Annotated in this window: 16 protein-coding genes; 10 read left to right on the top strand and 6 right to left on the bottom strand. The window is 69.6% G+C overall.

What is annotated here, in order from left to right:
• Positions 1-192: 192 nt before the first annotated feature.
• The gene (locus ACO2Q3_RS20480) at positions 193-1,149 is read left to right on the top strand and encodes an NAD-dependent epimerase/dehydratase family protein (protein ID WP_423309987.1); all 957 of its coding nucleotides are present in this window, start codon (positions 193-195) and stop codon (positions 1,147-1,149) included.
• Here ACO2Q3_RS20480 and ACO2Q3_RS20475 read toward each other — a convergent pair.
• Together ACO2Q3_RS20475 and ACO2Q3_RS20470 are read right to left on the bottom strand one after the other, a co-directional pair.
• The gene (locus tag ACO2Q3_RS20475) at positions 1,130-1,948 is read right to left on the bottom strand and encodes an SPFH domain-containing protein (RefSeq protein WP_423309986.1); all 819 of its coding nucleotides are present in this window, start codon (positions 1,946-1,948) and stop codon (positions 1,130-1,132) included. The genes ACO2Q3_RS20480 and ACO2Q3_RS20475 overlap by 20 nt on opposite strands.
• A complete protein-coding gene (locus ACO2Q3_RS20470; protein ID WP_423309985.1) occupies positions 1,945-2,211 on the bottom strand; it encodes a hypothetical protein in 267 nt (88 codons plus the stop codon). The genes ACO2Q3_RS20475 and ACO2Q3_RS20470 overlap by 4 nt, the downstream gene beginning before the upstream one ends.
• A 216-nt stretch (positions 2,212-2,427) precedes the next feature.
• Here ACO2Q3_RS20470 and ACO2Q3_RS20465 point away from each other — a divergent pair, with 216 nt between their 5' ends.
• A complete protein-coding gene (locus ACO2Q3_RS20465; RefSeq protein ID WP_423309984.1) occupies positions 2,428-2,925 on the top strand; it encodes a hypothetical protein in 498 nt (165 codons plus the stop codon).
• A gap of 216 nt (positions 2,926-3,141) precedes the next feature.
• On the opposite strand, the gene hpnH is transcribed toward ACO2Q3_RS20465, so the two are convergent.
• Positions 3,142-4,287: an adenosyl-hopene transferase HpnH gene (gene hpnH / locus ACO2Q3_RS20460; protein ID WP_423309983.1), complete on the bottom strand. Its 1,146-nt coding sequence runs from the start codon at positions 4,285-4,287 to the stop codon at positions 3,142-3,144.
• Positions 4,288-4,398: 111 nt separating this feature from the next.
• On the bottom strand, positions 4,399-5,337 hold the full coding sequence (ispH, locus tag ACO2Q3_RS20455) for a 4-hydroxy-3-methylbut-2-enyl diphosphate reductase (protein ID WP_423309981.1): 939 nt from the start codon (positions 5,335-5,337) through the stop codon (positions 4,399-4,401).
• A 461-nt stretch (positions 5,338-5,798) separates the two neighbouring features.
• Between ispH and hpnI the strand changes: the two genes are divergently transcribed.
• The 7 genes from hpnI to ACO2Q3_RS20420 are packed head-to-tail and all read left to right on the top strand — an operon-like array spanning position 5,799 to position 14,873.
• Positions 5,799-6,941, top strand: coding sequence for a bacteriohopanetetrol glucosamine biosynthesis glycosyltransferase HpnI (hpnI, locus tag ACO2Q3_RS20450; protein ID WP_423309980.1), 1,143 nt, complete (start codon positions 5,799-5,801; stop codon positions 6,939-6,941).
• 11 nt (positions 6,942-6,952) lie between these two features.
• Positions 6,953-8,380 carry a hopanoid biosynthesis associated radical SAM protein HpnJ gene (gene hpnJ, locus ACO2Q3_RS20445; protein WP_423309979.1) on the top strand — a complete coding sequence of 476 codons (1,428 nt, stop codon included), beginning with the start codon at positions 6,953-6,955 and terminating at the stop codon, positions 8,378-8,380.
• A 44-nt stretch (positions 8,381-8,424) separates the two neighbouring features.
• The gene (locus tag ACO2Q3_RS20440) at positions 8,425-9,342 is read left to right on the top strand and encodes a hypothetical protein (protein ID WP_423309978.1); all 918 of its coding nucleotides are present in this window, start codon (positions 8,425-8,427) and stop codon (positions 9,340-9,342) included.
• A gap of 14 nt (positions 9,343-9,356) precedes the next feature.
• Positions 9,357-10,220: a hopanoid biosynthesis-associated protein HpnK gene (gene hpnK / locus ACO2Q3_RS20435; protein ID WP_423309977.1), complete on the top strand. Its 864-nt coding sequence runs from the start codon at positions 9,357-9,359 to the stop codon at positions 10,218-10,220.
• Positions 10,217-11,197, top strand: coding sequence for a lysylphosphatidylglycerol synthase domain-containing protein (locus ACO2Q3_RS20430; protein WP_423309976.1), 981 nt, complete (start codon positions 10,217-10,219; stop codon positions 11,195-11,197). Before hpnK ends, ACO2Q3_RS20430 begins: the two co-directional genes overlap by 4 nt.
• Positions 11,194-12,249: an MlaA family lipoprotein gene (locus ACO2Q3_RS20425; RefSeq protein ID WP_423309975.1), complete on the top strand. Its 1,056-nt coding sequence runs from the start codon at positions 11,194-11,196 to the stop codon at positions 12,247-12,249. The genes ACO2Q3_RS20430 and ACO2Q3_RS20425 overlap by 4 nt, the downstream gene beginning before the upstream one ends.
• Complete coding sequence (locus ACO2Q3_RS20420) at positions 12,246-14,873, top strand: MMPL family transporter (protein WP_423310394.1); 2,628 nt, start codon at positions 12,246-12,248, stop codon at positions 14,871-14,873. The genes ACO2Q3_RS20425 and ACO2Q3_RS20420 overlap by 4 nt, the downstream gene beginning before the upstream one ends.
• A 170-nt stretch (positions 14,874-15,043) precedes the next feature.
• Here the strand turns inward: ACO2Q3_RS20420 and ACO2Q3_RS20415 are convergent, their stop codons facing one another.
• Together ACO2Q3_RS20415 and ACO2Q3_RS20410 are read right to left on the bottom strand one after the other, a co-directional pair.
• Positions 15,044-15,655, bottom strand: coding sequence for an ABC transporter substrate-binding protein (locus ACO2Q3_RS20415; protein ID WP_423309974.1), 612 nt, complete (start codon positions 15,653-15,655; stop codon positions 15,044-15,046).
• Between the two features lie 172 nt (positions 15,656-15,827).
• On the bottom strand, positions 15,828-16,379 hold the full coding sequence (locus tag ACO2Q3_RS20410) for a MarR family winged helix-turn-helix transcriptional regulator (RefSeq protein WP_423309973.1): 552 nt from the start codon (positions 16,377-16,379) through the stop codon (positions 15,828-15,830).
• A 183-nt stretch (positions 16,380-16,562) separates the two neighbouring features.
• On the opposite strand from ACO2Q3_RS20410, the gene ACO2Q3_RS20405 reads away from it, so the two are divergent.
• Entirely contained in the window at positions 16,563-17,969 is a 1,407-nt protein-coding gene (locus ACO2Q3_RS20405; RefSeq protein WP_423309972.1) for an AMP-binding protein, read from the top strand.
• Positions 17,970-18,038: the final 69 nt, after the last annotated feature.

Genomic DNA, 18,038 nt, shown 5'->3' with positions numbered 1-18,038 from the left:
ATCGTCCCCTCGAAATGCCTGTGGTGTGATGTCGGCCGCCGTTTCGCCGGCGCTGTGGCCGGCTGGATATGGCCTCGCGGCGAGGGCGGCAAGCCAAGCTTTCCTGAAAGCGGAGGCAACCACCGTTTATTTCGCGGCGCGCGACGCCTCTCCCGGCGTGACAGCCGCGGCCGGGTTTCATAGATCGGCGCCATGCGTATCCTGCTCACCGGATCGTCCGGCTGGCTGGGCCAGACCCTCGGCCCCCGCCTGCGCGCCCTCGGCCACCAGGTCACCGGCCTGGACCCGCGGCCATCGCCCCTGACCCAGGTCGTCGGCTCCATCGCCGACCGCGATCTGGTCCGCCGCGCCGTTGCCGAGGCCGGCGCCGAGGCGATCATCCACGGCGGCGCCCTGCACAAGCCGGACATCGAAGCCTTCAGCCGGCAGGCGTTCATCGACGTGAACGTCGCCGGCACGCTGAACCTGCTCGAAGAGGCCGCGGCCCAGGGTGTCGGCCGGTTCGTGATGACCTCGACCACCTCGCTGATGATCTCCAAGGCGATCCGCGCGGGCGCCGCCGGCGGCGCGAGACGCGCGGCGTGGCTCGACGAGACGATGGCGCCCGAGCCGCGCAACATCTACGGCGTCAGCAAGTTCGCCGCCGAGAACCTCTGCCGTCTGATCTACCTGGAGCACGGCCTGCCGATCGTGGTGCTGCGCACGGCCCGGTTCTTCCCCGAGGCCGACGACATGGCCCACGCCATCGCCCAGTCGGACGACAACACCAAGGCCAACGAACTGCTGTTCCGCCGCCTGACGGTGGCCGACGCGGCCGAGGCCCACGTCGCCGCCCTGGACAAGGCCCCCGCCCTTGGCTTCGACGTCTTCATCGTCTCAGCCACCCCGCCCTTCGCGCCGGACGACGCCGAAGCCCTGATCGCCGACGCGCCGTCCGTGGTGGCGCGTTACTTCCCGGCCTATCGCGAACTCTATGCACGCCGAGGCTGGACGATGTTCCAGTCGATCGACCGCATCTACGACCCCGGCCATGCGGCCCGCCGGCTGGGCTTCGCCTGCCGCACCAGCTTCGCCGACGTGCTGGCGGCGCTGGAACGGGGCGAGACGCTGAGCCTGGGCTATCCGCCGGTCATTTTCCCACGCCGATGAACGGCATCGGGCCGGAGCCGCCGGTGTAGACCGGCAGCACGCCGTTCCATTTCTCGATGGCGCGCAGCTGCACGATCTCGGGGTTGGTGCGGATGGATTCGGCGATCAGCCGGTTGGCCTCGGCGTCGCCCTTGGCCGCCTCGATCTTGGCCTGGGCGTTGGCGGTGGCAGTGGCGACGTTGGCCTGGGCCGCCAGGGCCGCCTGTTCGTTGGCGATGCGCTGGTTGATCTGGTCGCGGACCTGCTGCGGCATGCGGATGGTGCCGGCGTAGAACAGCTTCTCGACGTTGAGGCCGTAGGGCCGGAAATAGTTGGAGACGTCCGCCTGCACGTCGTTGAGCAGCTGCGCCTTCTTCGGCCCGTAGATCTCCTCCACCCCCAGGGCCGAGGCGCGGTCGTTCAGCGAATTGCGGATGGCGTTGCGGATCTGGCCCGACACCAGGCCGGAGGCGTCGGTGCGGAACTTGGAATAGAGCTTCGGCGCCAGGGTGGGATTCACCGAGAACGAGACGGCGATATCGCTCTCGATGTTCAGCCCGTTCTTGTCCTGGAAGGTGAACTCCTCGTTCTGCGAGGCGCCCTCTGCGGAGCTGCCCGAGTAGGTGTAGGTCTGGGTGAACACCGGATATTCGATGATGTTCGTGCCGAACGGGGTGAAATAGGTGCCGACTCCCAGCGGCTCCGAGGAAACCCCCGCGCCGGAGCCGTACTGGTTCACCTTGATGCCCACGTGGCCAGGCTTCACCTGGCCGCACGCCGTCAGCAGCAGGGCCGCGGCGAGCACGATCAGTCTTTTCATGATGAGGAAGGCCCCTCCAGGCCGTTCAGCGATCTGCGGAAGCGGGTCACGCTCAGCCACAGCGACAGGCCCAGCCAGCCGGCGGCGAACAGGCTCGCCAGCCCCAGCGCCACCGCCCCCAGGAACAGGACGTCGTTGTGGGCGTCGACCATGTACGGGATGGCGATCCTGATCACCACGAACAGCGCCGCCAGGGCGACGGCGATCCTGACGAACAGGCCGGCCGCGAAGCTGCGCACGGCCTTGATACGCGCCTGATCCATGGGCCCTTCCGAGAGTCGCCTCGGCCTGAATGTAAGGCTTCGCTTGAACGGCGCAATCGGCGCGCCTCGCCAAAGCTTACGGCCGGCGTCAGTTCCTGACCGGCTTTGTCAGAAACTGTCGGTCTCCGTAAGTACAGCGGCCCGAGGGCGGCGCGTAGCCTTCACTCATCGGCGCACCGGAACGGCCGGGGCGCTCCCAAGATGAGGATCAAAGCCATGTCCACGAACACCACCCTCGGCCTGATCGTCGGCGCCGTCGTCCTGAGCGCCGCCTCGGCCACCATCGCGGCCAGGATCGCCGCGCCGCACGGCCCGGGCGTCCCCGCCCGTCCCGCCGCGACCGCGACGAGCGCCGCTTCCGCCGCCCCGGCGGCCAGCGCCGCCCCCGCGGCGGCCACGCCCGCGGCCGCCCCGGCCAGCGCCGCCAACCCCAACCTGGTGATGGTCTCCACCGCCAACCGCCGGATGCTGGTGGTCAACGTCACCAACCACACCCTGACCAACCTCTACGCCTCCAGCGTCGACGACCCGAACTACCACGCCGACTGGCTGGGCGACCGGGTGCTGGGCCCCGGCGAGAGCGCGGTGATCAACTTCGACGACGGCGCCGGCGCCTGCGAGATGGACGTGCGGGGCGTGTTCAGCGACGGCGGCTCGGCCACCAACACCTACAACGTCTGCGCCGAGAGCGAGATCGACTTCACCGGCGACTGACCGATGGACCCCAGACAGACGAAGAGCCGCCGCGGCGCGCCGCGGCGGCTCCTTCCGTTGCGCGGCGGCCCCCATCCCCGCCTTCGGCGGGACTTCCCCCAGAGGGGGAAGAGATAGGCTCGCGGCGTCAGCTTCCGTTCTCTTCCCCCTCTGGGGGAAGTCCCCGCGAAGCGGGGGATGGGGGCTCCAGCGGAGCGCGAGCCCCCCGACGGCCCTCTAGTCGACCTTGGCCACCTTGCGCGCGCGGGGGTTGCTGGCGCGGATCTCGGCCAGCTTCTTTTCCACGTGCGAGGCGAACACGAACTCGGCCGGGCGCTGGTTGTCGAGCGAGATGTCCTTGGCCATCGGCCCCTCGGTGCGCGGACCGCGCAGCGACACGGCCAGGGCCTTGAGCGGGTGCTTGACGGTGTCCATCACGGCGCTCGCCTCGAAGCCCGAGTGGACCATGCAGTCGGCGCACTTCTCGTAGTTGCCGACGCCGTAGGCGTCCCAGTCGGTCTCGTCCATCAGCTCCTTGAAGGTCTTGGCGTAGCCTTCGCCGACCAGGTAGCAGGGCCGCTGCCAGCCGAACACCGTGCGCGTGGGATTGCCCCAGGGCGTGCAGGCATAGGCCTGGTTGCCGGCCAGGAAGTCGAGGAACATCGTCGACTGGGTGAACGACCAGCCCTTGCCCTTGCCGCGGGCGAAGATGTCGCGGAACAGCTGCTTGGTCTTGGTGCGGTTCAGGAAGTGCTCCTGGTCCGGCGCGCGCTCGTAGGCGTAACCGGGCGAGATGGTCACGCCGTCGACGCCGATGGCCTTCATCTCATCCAGGAAGGCGGCGGTGCGCTCGGGGTCGGCGCCGTCGAACAGGGTGCAGTTGATGTTGCACTGGAAGCCCTTGGACTTGGCCAGCCTGATGGCCTTCACGGCGATGTCGTAGACGCCGTCCTGGCACACCGACTTGTCGTGCATGACCTTGTCGCCATCCAGGTGGATGGACCAGGTGAACATCGGGTCGGGCTTGTACTGGTCGATCTTCTTGGTCAGCAGCAGGGCGTTGGTGCACAGGATGACGAACTTCTTGCGCTCCAGGAAACCCTGGACGATGCGCGGCAGGTCCTTGTGCAGCAGCGGCTCGCCGCCGGCGATCGAGACCACGGGGGCGCCGCACTCGTCGATCGCCTCCATGCACTGGTCGTAGGTCAGGCGCTGGTTGAGGATCTCGTCCGGGTAGTCGATCTTGCCGCAGCCGGCGCAGGCCAGGTTGCAGCGGTAGAGCGGCTCCAGCATCAGCACCAGCGGATAGCGTTTCGCGCCGGAGAGGTGCTGTTTCATGATGTACGCGCCGACGCGCGCCGTCACCTGGAAGGGAATCGCCAAAACTGGCTCCTGTCAGACTCGATCGGGACACCCCTGCCCGACCTGGTGAAAATCCTCGGCCCCGACGGCCGCTTGCCGCGAAGAGTCGCGACAGATTCGTCGCGACCGATCCTAAGCCTCGACTTCCTGCGCGCGAAGTTCCGCAGGAAGCCTGAACTCGATATTCTCCTCGACACCGTCCATTTGCTCAACCTCGACCGGGCCGAGGCGACGAAGGGCCGCGATCACATCCTGGATCAGCGCCTCCGGCGCCGATGCGCCGGCGGTCAGACCCACCGCTTCGACGCCCTCCAGCCAGGCGGGATCCAGGCCGGACGCGTCGTCGATCAGATAGCTGGGCACGCCCGCCTCCAGACCGATCTCGACCAGGCGGTTGGAGTTGGAACTGTTGCGCGCGCCCACCACCAGGATCACCTGCGCCAGGGCGCTCATCTCGCGCACCGCCGACTGCCGATGCTGGGTGGCATAGCAGATGTCGGACGTGTTCGGACCCACAACATTGCTGAACCTGCCCCGCAGCGCGGCTATCACCGCGCGGGTGTCGTCGACGCTGAGCGTGGTCTGGGTGACGTAGGCCAGCGGCGTGTCGAGGGCGATGTCCAGGGCCGCGACGTCCGCTTCGGTGGAGACCAGGTGCACCGGCTGGTCGACCTGACCCAGGGTCCCCTCGACCTCCGGGTGGCCGGCGTGGCCGATCAGGATCAGGGTGCGCCCGCTGCCGACATAGCGGCGCGCCTGGTTGTGCACCTTGGAGACCAGCGGGCAGGTGGCGTCCAGCACCGGCAGGCCGCGGGCGGCGGCGGCGTCCACCACCTGGCGCGAGACCCCGTGGGCGCTGAACACCGTCGGCGCGCCGTCCGGCACCTCGTCCAGTTCCTCGACGAAGATCGCGCCCTTGGTCTTCAGGCCTTCCACCACATGGCGGTTGTGCACGATCTCGTGGCGCACGTAGACGGGCCGGCCGTACTTCTCGAGGGACCGCTCGACGATGTCGATCGCACGCACCACCCCGGCACAAAATCCCCGGGGTTGAGCCAGAATCACTCTCATCGACACTCCGCATCGCCCGTATGGCGAAAGAATAGCCTAGCAAAGGCAAAGGGGGCAGGCTTGCACGCCCTCGCCGCCTGGACCGCTTGACGCAAGGTCGCTAAGTGGAATGCGAATGTGGCGGCGCCAAGGGGGCATATGTATCAAAGCTGACGCCCGATGCATTCGCGCAACGGTTCCGGGCAACCGGTGTCCAACTTCCGCCCGCTTGCGATGATCATCCAGCGACCTCTTGGGATCGCGCCCCCAAGTCCCCACTGTAAGGCTTCGCCTGACCCCAAAGCCCCTGACAACGCCGCACCCTTGACCCTGACCCAGACCCGCTGGAGCCCCCTCCACCCCCTCCGGGGGTCCCCCTCCCCCAAGGGGGGAGGAGAAGGTGGCTGCGGATTCCGTTCTCTTCCGCCCCTGGGGGAAGTCCCGGCGAAGCCGGGGATGGGGGCTCCAGCGGAGCACCGGCGATGCTGACCGCCCTGCATCTGCTTGGCTGGCTGTTCCTGGCGATCACCGCCGTCGGCGTGGCCTACGCCGTGGCGGCGGGGATGCTGGTGCGCGGCTTCATGCGGCGCCGCCTGCCGGCGGCGGCGGAACGGCCGGCGGTGACCCTGCTGAAGCCGCTGCACGGCGCCGAGCCGGGCCTGGAGCAGGCCTTGCTGAGCTTCGCCGACCAGGCCTATCCCGGCCCGGTGCAGATCGTGTTCGGCGTCCACTCGCCCGACGACCCCGCCGCCGAGGCCGTCCGCCGGCTGATCGCGGCGCGGCCGGCGCTGGACATCGCGCTGGTGGCCGACGCCCGCCTGGCCGGGCAGAACCGCAAGATCGGCAACGTCATCAACATGATGGCCGCGGCAAAGCACGACGTCCTGGTGCTCAGCGATTCGGACATCACTGCCCAGCCCGACTACCTGACGCGAATCACCGACGCCCTGGCGCAGCCGGGCGTGGGGGTGGTCACCTGCCTGTACACGGGGCGCGGGGCCAGCGGCCCGTGGTCGCAGCTGTCGGCCATGGCGGTGAGCTACCAGTTCCTGCCCAACGCCGTGCTGGGCGCGGCCCTGGGCCTGGCGCAGCCGTGCTTCGGCTCGACCATCGCCATGACCCGCCCGACCCTGGCGGCCATGGGCGGCTTCGAGGCCTTCGCCGACCTGCTGGCCGACGACTTCGAGATCGGCCGGGCGGCGCGCAAGCTGGGGCTGTCGATCGCCATTCCGCCGATCACCGTCAGCCACGCCTGCGCCGAAACCAGCGCCCGGGAGCTGCTGGACCACGAGATTCGCTGGGGTCGGACGATTCGCCTCATCGAGGGCGCGGGCTACGCCGGCTCGGCGGTCACCTACGCCCTGCCGATGGCGCTGATCGCCTTGGCCTGCCTGGGGCCGACGCCCCTGGCGCTGGCCGGCGTGGCGGCCGCGCTGGCCGCGCGACTTGTGCTAAAATTGCAAGTCGACGCCGCAACCGGCGCCCGTTCGGGAAAGCTGTGGCTGCTTCCCGGGCGCGACGTGCTATCATTCGCCGTCTTCCTGGCGAGCTTCGCTTCCAACCAGGTCCGCTGGCGCGGTAGACGCTTTCGCGTCCAGCCCGACGGCGTCCTCACCCACCACTGAGGTTACTACAGTTGCGCACCCTATTCCTCCAGGCCCCTTCCTTTGACGGCTTCGACGGCGGCGCCGGCTCCCGGTACCAGGCCAAGCGCGAGATCAAGTCGTTCTGGTATCCGACCTGGCTGGCCCAGCCCGCCTCGCTGGTGGAGAACTCCAAGCTGGTCGACGCCCCGCCGCACGACCAGACGCTGAACGACGTTCTGGCCATGGCCAAGGACTTCGACCTGGCCGTGCTGCACACCTCGGTGCCGTCGTTCGCCTCGGACGTGAAGACCATCGAGGCGATGAAGGCGGTCAACCCGAACCTCAAGGCCGGCCTGATCGGCGCCAAGGTGGCGGTGGACGCCGACGGCTCGATGCAGAAGGCCCCGGTGGTCGACTTCGTGGCGCGCAACGAGTTCGACTTCTCGATCAAGGAAGTCGCCGACGGCGTTCCGTTCGCCGACATCAAGGGCGTCAGCTACCGCAATTCGTCCGGCGTGATCGTGCACAACGAGGACCGGCCGATCCTCGAGAACATGGACGACCTACCGTTCGTGACCCCGGTCTACAAGCGCGACCTGGTCATGGAGAACTACTTCATCGGCTATCTGAAGCACCCGTACATCTCGATCTACACGGGCCGCGGCTGCAAATCGCGCTGCACCTTCTGCCTGTGGCCCCAGACGGTGGGCGGCCACCGCTACCGCACGCGCAGCGTCGAGCATGTGATCGAAGAGATCAAATGGGCGATGAAGGCCTTCCCGCAGACCAAGGAATTCTTCTTCGACGACGACACCTTCACCGACAACCTGCCGCGGGCCGAGGCGATCGCCGCCGAGCTCGGCAAGCTGGGCGTCACCTGGAGCTGCAATGCCAAGGCCAACGTGCCGCGCGAGACGCTGAAGAAGCTGAAGGACGGCGGCCTGCGGCTGCTGCTGGTGGGCTACGAAAGCGGCAACCAGCAGATCCTGCACAACATCAAGAAGGGCATGCGCATCGAGGTGGCCGAGAAGTTCACCAAGGACTGCCACGAGCTGGGCATCGCCATCCACGGCACCTTCATCCTCGGCCTGCCCGGCGAGACCACCGAGACCATGGTCGAGACCGCCAAGTGGGCCGCCAAGATCAACCCGCACACCATCCAGGTGTCGCTGGCGGCGCCCTATCCGGGCACCTTCCTCTACAAGCAGGCCGTGGAGAACGGCTGGCTGGACGCCGAGCACGCCGAACTGGTGGACGAGCACGGCATCCAGATCGCGCCGCTGCACTACCCGCACCTGTCCCACACCGAGATCTTCAACTCGGTGGAGACCTTCTACAAGTCGTTCTATTTCCGGCCGCGGAAGATCGGCGCCATCGTTGGCGAGATGATCCGCAGCCCCGAGATGATGAAGCGGCGCCTGCGCGAGGGCGTGGAATTCTTCGACTTCCTGAAGGAGCGGCGCCAGGCGGCGGCCTGATCGACGACAAGACCTGACGAGACCTGCCTACAACGAGACGTTCCATGTCCCTCGCAGACACTGTTGCCGAAGGCCCCACCACCTGGATGGGCGATCCCGCGCCGTTCCGCATCGGCTCGGAGGCGCACAAGCGCCTGTTCTGCCAGATGCTGCTGGAGACGCATAACCCCTACAAGCCGGCGGTCATCGACTGGCCGAAGCTGACCGAGGAGATGCGCGAGCGGCTGATCAGCCTGCCGATCTGGGACATCGCCGTGCAGACCGAGGGCAAGGCCTCGATGCGGGTGAAGGCCTACGCCGAGATGGTGGCGTCCGATCCGTGGCTGAAGAAGGCCGTGGACATGAACGCCTTCGAGGAGGGCCGGCACAAGCACGTGCTGTCGAACCTGGTCGCCGCCTACGGCATCCAGCTGGAGCCCGAGCCGCAGTACGTCCAGCCCAAGGACACCGAGTGGGCCTTCATGGTCACCGGCTTCTCGGAGTGCATCGACTCGTTCTTCGCCTTCGGCCTGTTCGAGTTCGCCCGGCGCTCGAAATTCTTCCCCGACGAACTGGTCGAGACCTTCGAGCCGGTGATGCGCGAGGAATGCCGCCACATCCTGTTCTTCGTGAACTGGGTGGCCTGGTGGCGGCGCAACATGCCCTTCTGGCGCCGGCCCTGGTTCGAGCTGAAGGTCATGGCGGTGTGGATCTTCCTGGCCATGGAGCGGGTCGGCATGGGCCAGTCGGTCGCCGACGGGGCCAAGCCGCAGGACAACAACTTCACCGTCACCGGCGCCTCGGCGATCACCACCGACGACATAGACATCTCCGAGCTGATGGATGTCTGCCTGCAGGAGAACGACCGGCGAATGGCCGGCTATGATCCCCGCCTGATCCGGCCGATGTTCATGCCGCGCATGGTGCGCCTGGCGCGCCGGTTCATGCGCCCGTCGAAGAAGCCGCTGCCCCAGGCAGCCTGAAAGGCGCCCCACCGTTGCAACGCGCCCTGATCGTCACCGCCGACGACTTCGGTCTGTCGCGCGAGGTGAATGAAGCCGTCGAGGCCGGCCACGTGAAGGGCGTGCTGACCTGCGCCAGCCTGGTCGTGGCCGGCGCGGGGGCCGAGGACGCCATGCGCCGGGCCCGCGCCTTGCCCAACCTCGGGGTCGGTCTGCACCTGGCGATGCTGGACGCGCCGTCCGCCGCGCCGGCGGCGGAGATCGGCGACCTGATCGACCCCGCCACCGGCGCCCTGGCCGCCCGGCCGTTCGTCAACGGCGTGCGCATCGCCCTCACCCGCCGCGGCCGCGAACAGGCCCGGCGCGAGATGCGCGCCCAGTTCGAGGGTTTCCGCCGCAGCGGCCTGCCGCTGGACCACGTCGACGGCCACTGGCACTTCCACCAGCATCCCACGCTCACCGGCCTGCTGATCGAGATGGCCGCGGACTACGGCGTCAAGGCGGTGCGGGCGCCGAACGAGCCGGTGATGGCCTCCTGGCGCGCCGCCGGGCGCAAGGGGCTGGCCGGCCGCGCCGCCACCGCCGCCTTCCATGCGCCGCTGTGGAACAGCCTGCGCACGCGGCTGAAGCGGGCCGGCATCGGCGTCAACGACTGGTTCTTCGGCCTCAACGACGGCGGCCACATGGACGCGGCCCAGATGCTGCGCACCATCGCCAACCTGCCGCCCGGGGTCAGCGAGATCGGCCTGCACCCGGCCTCGTCACATCCGCCGGCGCCGCACGCCCCGCCCTCGCACTGGAAGCTGGCCGACGAACTGGCCGGGCTGATGCATCCCGAGGTGATCGCCGCGGCCAAGGGCGTGCGGCTGGGCCGGTTCAGCGACCTGGTGGCCGCGTGATCCGCAAGCTGCTCCTGCCGCTGGTGTTCCTGGCCGGCACGGCGGTCGCCGCCGTCCTGGCCCTGCGCGCCGGCCTGCCGTCGGTGCTCGCCGCGCTCGGACAGATCGGCTGGACGGGGTTCGCCGCGGTCGCCTTGGTGCAGGCCATCTCGCTGGTGCTGTGCGCCGCCGCCTGGCGCGCGGTCAGCGAGGCCGCCTCGCTGCAGGCCTACGCCGCGGCCCGCTGGGTGCGCGATTCCGCCTCCAACCTGGTGGGCTTCATCCCGGCTTTCGGCGAGGTGGTCAGCGCCCGCGCCCTGACCCTGCTGGGCGGCGGCAGCGGCCAGTCGGCCACCGCCAGCACAGTGGTCGACGTCGCGGTGGAGACCCTGACCCAGGCCCTGTTCGCCTTCACCGGCATCGCCCTGCTGCTCGGTCACCTGGACCCGGCGCAGGCCAAGTCCTGGCTGGGGATCACCGTGGTCGGGGCCATCCCGCTGCTGGCGCTGTATTCCCTCAGCCGCAACCGCAAGGCGCTGATGGCGGGCGAGCGCCTGCTGGCGCGAATCGCCGGCCTGCTCGGCCTCTCCAGCGCCTTCGCCGACGGCGGCCTGGCCCCCGCGATCGAGACCCTGCATGGCCGCTCCAACCGCATTGTGCTGGCCTCGCTGCTGCACGCCGCCGCCTGGTTCGGCACGGCGGGGCAGATCTGGCTGGCGGCGCGCGGCCTGGCGCATCCGCTCAGCCTGGCCGACAGCGTGGTGATCGCCAGCCTGGTCTGCGCCGCGCGCAGCGCATTTTTCCTGGTGCCGATGGCCGCGGGCGTGCAGGAAGGCGCCTTCATCGTCGTCGGCAAGCTGGTCGGCGTCGACGCCTCCACCGCCGTCGCCCTGTCGCTCGTGTTACGCGCCAGAGATATTGTGATCGGGGCGCCAGGTATGCTCTTTTGGTACCTGACGGAGGGGCGCCGAATCTGGTCTCCGGGAGTTCACGCTTGACCGCTCAGCGCCAACCCGCCGCCGCGCCCGCTTGCCTTGCCCTGAGTTTCGAGCTGCGCCGGCCCGCCCGCCTGCTGCTGACCGGCACGGCCCTGTCGCTGGCGCTCACCTTCGCCGCGCCGTCCGCCCTGGCGCAGGACGCCCACGCCCCGGCAGTCGCCGACCAGTCGATCCGCCACATCGACCCGTGGCAGAAGGTGAACCGCTTCTTCTTCCGGATACACAACGGCCTGGACAAGGTGCTGATCCGGCCGGCGGCGATGGTCTACAAGGCGCTCACCCCCGGCCCGATCGGCAAGGCGGCGCACAACTTCCTGACCAACATCTCCGAGCCGGCGATCCTGGCCAACGACCTGCTGCAGTTCCGCTTCAAGCGGGCCGGCGAGACCAGCGTGCGCCTGGTGGGCAACACCCTGGCCGGGTTCGGCGGGCTGATCGACGTGGCCGGCAAGGCGGGCGTGCCGTTCCACGACAACGGCTTCGCCATCACCCTCGGCCGCTATGGCGTGGGCCCCGGCCCTTACATGTTCGTGCCGCTGATGGGGCCCACCACGGTGCGCGACGCCATCGGCACCTTCGCCGACTTCAGCCTCGACCCGATCAAGCTGGCCAACTACCCGCACCGCCTGGAGGTCAGCGCCGGCCTGACGGTGATGCAAGGCCTGGATCTGCGCTCCAGCGCCGATCCTCAGCTGAAGGCCCTGTTCGCCGACGCCACCGACCCCTACGCCACCCTGCGCTCGGCCTATCTGCAGAACCAGCAGAGCCAGATCGACGACCGCGACGATGACAAGCCGGCGGCGCCGCAGTTCGAGGACATCCCCTCCGAGCCCGCGCCCGGCGCCACGCCCGGCGCCGCCGGAGATGCGCCGGCGACCACGCCGCCGCCCCCGCCCTCCGCCGACGCCGGCGTCACCCACGCGCCGTTCTTCGCCCCGCAGGGGCCGGTGATCGTCGTCGACCCGGCCGCCACCGCCCAGCCCGTGCAGTTGATCAGCGCCCCCTCCACCGTGCTGGCGCTGGCCCAGTCGGAGACCATCGCTTGGCGGTGAGCGCCGAGGCGGCGACCCGGGCTCCCCGCTCGTCCGTGTTCGGGCGCTGGGTGGCGTTCTGCACCCGCCACGCCCTGGTCGTGGCGATCCTGGGCCTGGTCCTGGGTCTTGCCGCAGCATTCTACGCGGCGACCCACTTCGCCATCAGCACCAACACCGACGACCTGATCTCCAAGGCCCTGCCCTGGCGCCAGCAGGAGGCCGCCTTCGACAAGGCCTTCCCGCAGAACAGCGCCCAGATCGTCATCGTCATCGATGGCCGCACCGCGGAGCTGTCCGAACAGGCGACCAACGCCCTGGTCGCGAAGCTGCAGGCGGACCCGAAGCTGTTTCCCAGCGTGCGCCTGGCCGACTCCGGCCCGTTCTGGTCGCAGAACGGCCTGCTCTATGCGTCTGCGGCCGACGTGAAGTCCAACATGGACAAGCTGATCGCCGCACAGCCGTTCCTCGGGCCGGTGGCGGCCGACCCCAGCCTGCGCGGCGTGGCCAGCACCCTGACCACCACCCTGCAGGGGGTCACCACCGGCCAGGCGAAGCTCTCCGACCTGAAGGGGCCCATCCACAGCCTTGCCGACACGGTCGAGGCGGTGCAGGCGGGCCGGCCGGCCTTCTTCTCGTGGCGGGCGATGATCGCCGGCGGCAAGTCCGACCCGCGCGAGCTGCGCCACCTGATCCTGGTCGACCCCCGGCTGGACTTCGGCCAGCTGCAGGCCGGCGCCGACGCCTCCGACGCCATCCGCGCCGCGACCCAGGCGCTGAAGCTCGACGCCGCGCATGGGGTCAATGTGCGCCTCACCGGCGAGACGCCGCTGCAGGACGACGAGTTCGCCACCCTGGCCGAGCACGTCTGGCTGATCGCCCTGCTGTCGGTCGGCTTCATCGTGCTGATGCTTTGGCTGGCGGTGCGCTCGTGGCGGCTGATCGCCGCGATCCTGGTCACCACCCTGGTCGGCCTGGTCACCGCCGCCGCCTGGGGCCTGGTGGTCTACGACCGCTACAACGTCATTTCGGTGGCCTTCATCCCGCTGTTCGTCGGGCTCGGCATCGACTTCGGCATCCAGTTCAGCGTGCGTTTCCGCGCCGAGCGGGCGCTGGGCGAGACCGAGCCGGAGGCCCTGGCGGCGTCCGGCCGCGGCATCGGCCGCCAGCTGACCCTGGCCGCGGTGGCGATCGCCTCCGGCTTCCTGGCCTTCGCCCCGACCGACTATCACGGCCTGTCGCAGCTGGGCGTGGTCGCCGGCGCGGGCATGTTCGTCGCCCTGGCGCTGAACCTCACCGTGCTGCCGGCGCTGATCGCCCTGCTGCATCCCAAGCCGCCGCCCGAGACCCATTCGCACCCGGTTCTGGAGCGGCTGGACGGCTTCATCCTGGGTCGCCGCAGGCTGGTGGTGGGGGCCGCGGCCGTGGCCGCCCTGGGCTCGGCGGCCCTGCTGCCGCTGCTGCACTTCGACTTCAACCCGCTCCACCTGCGCAGCCCGAAGGTGGAGTCGGTGTCGGCCCTGCTGGACCTGCTGAAGGACCCGGACCTGTCGCCCAACACCCTGGAGGCGGTCGTGCCGAACGCGGCGGCCGCCCAGACCCTGGCGACGAAGCTGAAGACCCTGCCGCAGGTGTCCGAGGCGCGCACCCTGGCGGACCTCGTGCCGACCGACCAGGACCAGAAGCTGGCCACCATCCACGACGCCGCCACCCTGCTGGACCTCAGCCTCAACCCGCTGGTCACCAGCCCGCCGCCGAGCGACGCGGAGGTGGTCACCGCGCTGCAGGGCGCCGCCGCCGGCCTGCGCGATGCGGCCCGCGCCGCGCCGGGCGATCCGACCGCCGCCGACGCCCTGCGCCTGGCCAAGGACCTCGACGCCCTGGCCGCGGGCCCGCCGGCCGCCCGCGCCGCCGCGGCCCAGGCCATCGTGCCGCCCCTGGCCACCGTGCTGGCCGACATCTCCGCCTCGTTCCAGGCCCAGCCGGTCAGCCTGGCCAACCTGCCGCCCGATCTGGTGCGGATGTGGCGCACGCCCGACGGTCGCGAGCGGGTCTCCATCGTCCCCCGGGGCGACGCCAACGACAACAAGGTGCTGCGCGGCTTCATCGACGCGGTGACCCAGGTCGCGCCCAACGCCACCGGGCCGCTGTTCAGCATCTCGCGCAGCGGCGACACCGTGCTGAAGGCCTTCATCCAGGCCGGCGTGCTGTCGTTCATCGCCATCACGGTGCTGCTGTTCATCGTCCTGCGGAAGGCCCGCGACGTGGCCATCACCATGGCGCCGATCATCCTGACCGGGCTGCTGACCCTCGGCAGCTGCGTGCTGATCGGCCAGCCGCTGAACTTCGCCAACATCATCGCCCTGCCGCTGCTGTTCGGCATCGGCGTGGCCTTCCACATCTATTTCGTGATGTCCTGGCGTTCGGGCGGCTCGCACCTGCTGACGTCCAGCCTGGCGCGCGCCGTGTTCTTCTCGGCCCTGGCCACGGCCACCGGCTTTGGCAGCCTGTGGATGTCGGCGCACCCGGGCACCGCCAGCATGGGCAAGCTGCTGATGATCTCGCTGCTATGGACCCTGGTCTCGGCCCTGCTGTTCCAGCCCGCCCTGATGGGCGAACCGGAGCGTCCCCCGACGCAGCCGTAGGCGCGCCTTCGTTTTCCACTGTCATCCCGGAAAGGCGCGCCAGCGCCTTATCCGGGACCGCCGGAAGCACGACCTTTGCCGGCCGTAGCGGGTGCGTGCGCCTGCCGAGGTCCCGGATATTCGCTTCGCGAATTCCGGGATGACAAAGGGAGGGGCGCTGCGCGCTCGCCCTATTTCAGCAGGTTGTCGGCCATCTGGTTGAGCTTGGCCGTCACGCCGGCCGCGCCGCCGGAGGCGACCGTGCTGGCCAGGTCGGAGCGGCGCGTCGTCAGCTGGCTGACGTTGTTGTAGAACACGTCGATCACCTTCCACGAGCCACCGGTCTGGCGCATGCGGTAGACCAGGTTCACCGGCGCCCCGCCGCCATGCACCAGCTTGGCCGAGACCACCTTGTCGGTCCCGCGGGTCTGCACATTCGGGTCGATGACGAACTGCTCGCCGGAATAGCTGTCGAAGTTGTGCGCCCAGCTGGCCACCGACAGGCGGGTGAAGGCGGCGATCACCTGGGTCTTCTGCGCCGGGGTGAAGCTGGACCACGCCGGGCCGACCGCAAAGCTGGTCATCGTCGGGAGGTCGAAGGCGCGTTCCACCGCCGGCGTCAGCTGGCGGGCCCGGCCCTTGGCGCCCAGGGCCTGGCCGCCCTTCATGGCGGCGATCAGGCTGCCGTCGAAGCTTTCGACGGTGGTGGCGGCGGGGTCGGCGGCGGCGAGGGCGGCGGCGGGCGCGCCCACGCTCGCCAGGATCAGGGCGGCTGCGGCAAGGCCGGAAAGGCGGCTGTTCATCAGGTGTCCTCTGCTGCGCGAAGACGGCCTCAATACGGCGCCTCGCACGTGTCGGGGATGGATTTGCGCCCGGCAAGATGAACCAGGTCTGACAGGCCGGGCGGCGCCAGCCTCAAGCGCGCGGCCGCCCGCCGGGTTCCTTCGCTGAGCTTGCCGGCCCCCGCGCGCCGCTTCAGTCGTTGGCCGCCTGGCGCGGCGACTTGCCATCGCCGCGGCTGAGGGTCAGCAGACGGTGCGCCAGTTCCTTGTCCAGATCCCAGCTGGCCACCAGGGCCTGCTGGGCCCGGATCATCGCCCGCATCTGCTGCGCCGGCAGCTTGGCCAGCAAGGCGTCGTTGCGCGAGCGCACCACCTCCTGGGCCATCAGATAGCTGGACCAGCCGGTCTCGGTGAGGGTCAGGCACAGCTGGCGACGGTCGGCCTGGGAGTGGCAGCGGTCGACGAGGCCGCGCGCCACCAGATGGTCGATGGTCCGCGTCAGCGTGGTGCGGTCGACCATGGAGAAGTCCGCCAGCTCGCCCATGGTGCAGGGCGCGAAGTGCGCGATCACCACCATGGCCCGATAGTGCGACAGGGTCAGGCCCAGCGGCTTGACCGCCGTCTCCAGATCATCGTCCCTGTAACGGCTGATCGCCACCAGCAGGTGAAACAGATAGTCGCCGTCCGCATACGGGAACCCCTGGGGCGACGCTCCGGCAGCCTGTTCAGATTTCAAAATCGACATGATTCGACCCTGGGCCCCCGCGGGGCGGGGCGCAAGGGGCGTGGTAACTCACATCGGTGACGTTGCGCGCGCCCCATTTGGGGGGAGGCGGCGGCGCTCGCGCTTTCCTCCGCCGCGTTGAACCGGCGCCACACCCGTGCGAGACGGGACGCCGAACAACCGCCGCCACCCTCAAGGTCAGCCGTGAACGGAAACCTCTACGCCCTGCTCGCCTCGCGCTTTCCGACCGATCCGTCCGCGCCCTGCCTGATGCTGCCGGACGGCTCGCAGATCGGCTACGGCGCCTTCCAGGCCGGCATCGGCCGGCTGGCCGCCCTGCTGCGGGCGCGTGGCGTGGAGCCCGGCGACCGGGTCGCCGTGCAGGCGCCGAAGACGCCCGAGTCGCTGATGCTCTACCTCGCCACCCTCAAGGTCGGCGCGGTGTTCCTGCCGCTGAACACCGCCTACACCGAGGCGGAGGTGCGCTATTTCCTGGACGACGCCGAGCCGCGGCTGTTCGTCACCGACGCCGTGGCCCTGGCCGCCGAAGCCGCCGGCCTGGCGCCGCTGGAGCACGTGCACGAGGTCGCCCCCGAGGCCCTGGCGGCGATCATCTACACCAGCGGCACCACCGGCCGCTCCAAGGGCGCCATGCTCAGCCACGGCAACCTGGCGGCCAACGCCCTGGCGCTGCACGAGGTCTGGGGGTTCGAGCCCGGCGACGTGCTGCTCCACGCCCTGCCGATCTTCCACGTGCACGGCCTGTTCATCGCCCTGCACTGCATCCTGCTGAACGGCGGGCCGATGATCTGGCTGGCGAAGTTCGACGACGAGGAGGTGCTGCGCCTGCTGCCCAAGGCGACGGTGCTGATGGGAGTGCCGACGTTCTACACGCGCCTGCTGGCCAATCCCGGCTTCACCCACGAGGCGGCGGCGCACATGCGGGTGTTCATCTGCGGCTCCGCCCCGCTGCTGGAAAGCACCTTCGCCGAGTTCGAGGCCCGCACCGGCCAGCGCATCCTGGAGCGCTACGGCATGAGCGAGGCGGCGATCATCACCAGCAACCCGCTGCACGGCGAACGCATCCCCGGCAGCGTCGGCTACCCTCTGCCGGGCGTCTCCCTGCGCATCGGCGGCGGCGCCGAGACCGGGGTCATCGAGATCAAGGGACCCAGCGTGTTCTCCGGCTACTGGCGGATGCCCGAGAAGACCGCCGAGGAGTTCACCGCCGACGGCTGGTTCCGCACCGGCGACGTCGGCCGCCAGGACCCGGACGGGCGGGTGTGGATCTCCGGCCGGGCCAAGGACCTGATCATCTCCGGCGGCTACAACGTCTATCCCAAGGAGATCGAGCTGATCCTCGACGAACTGCCCGGGGTCGGCGAGAGCGCGGTGATCGGCTGCCCGCATCCGGACTTCGGCGAGGCGGTGGTGGCGGTGATCGCCGGCGCCGGGGACGAGGCCGCGGTGATCGCCACGGCCCGCCAGTCCCTGGCCGCCTACAAGACCCCCAAGAAGGTGTTCTTCGTCGACGACCTGCCCCGCAACGCCATGGGCAAGGTGCAGAAGAACGTCCTGCGCGACCGCTTCAAGGGCGCGTTCGGCGGTTAGCGCGGGCCGACACTCAATTCTGTCATCCCGGAATCCGCTTAGCGGATATCCGGGACCGCAACAGGCGCC

Origin of the sequence: Caulobacter sp. KR2-114, assembly GCF_049446115.1 — a bacterium.
Taxonomy (GTDB): Bacteria; Pseudomonadota; Alphaproteobacteria; order Caulobacterales; family Caulobacteraceae; genus Acaudatibacter.
This window is presented reverse-complemented; position numbering and strand designations above follow the sequence as displayed.

Excerpts from the sequence above, each read along its gene's own strand:
- ACO2Q3_RS20480 (WP_423309987.1), top strand. The coding sequence starts at position 193 with ATGCGTATCCTGCTCACCGGATCGTCCGGCTGGCTGGGCCAGACCCTC.
- ACO2Q3_RS20475 (WP_423309986.1), bottom strand. The coding sequence starts at position 1,948 with ATGAAAAGACTGATCGTGCTCGCCGCGGCCCTGCTGCTGACGGCGTGC.
- ACO2Q3_RS20470 (WP_423309985.1), bottom strand. The coding sequence starts at position 2,211 with ATGGATCAGGCGCGTATCAAGGCCGTGCGCAGCTTCGCGGCCGGCCTG.
- ACO2Q3_RS20465 (WP_423309984.1), top strand. The coding sequence starts at position 2,428 with ATGTCCACGAACACCACCCTCGGCCTGATCGTCGGCGCCGTCGTCCTG.
- ispH (WP_423309981.1), bottom strand. The coding sequence starts at position 5,337 with ATGAGAGTGATTCTGGCTCAACCCCGGGGATTTTGTGCCGGGGTGGTG.
- hpnI (WP_423309980.1), top strand. The coding sequence starts at position 5,799 with ATGCTGACCGCCCTGCATCTGCTTGGCTGGCTGTTCCTGGCGATCACC.
- ACO2Q3_RS20440 (WP_423309978.1), top strand. The coding sequence starts at position 8,425 with ATGTCCCTCGCAGACACTGTTGCCGAAGGCCCCACCACCTGGATGGGC.
- ACO2Q3_RS20415 (WP_423309974.1), bottom strand. The coding sequence starts at position 15,655 with ATGAACAGCCGCCTTTCCGGCCTTGCCGCAGCCGCCCTGATCCTGGCG.
- ACO2Q3_RS20410 (WP_423309973.1), bottom strand. The coding sequence starts at position 16,379 with ATGTCGATTTTGAAATCTGAACAGGCTGCCGGAGCGTCGCCCCAGGGG.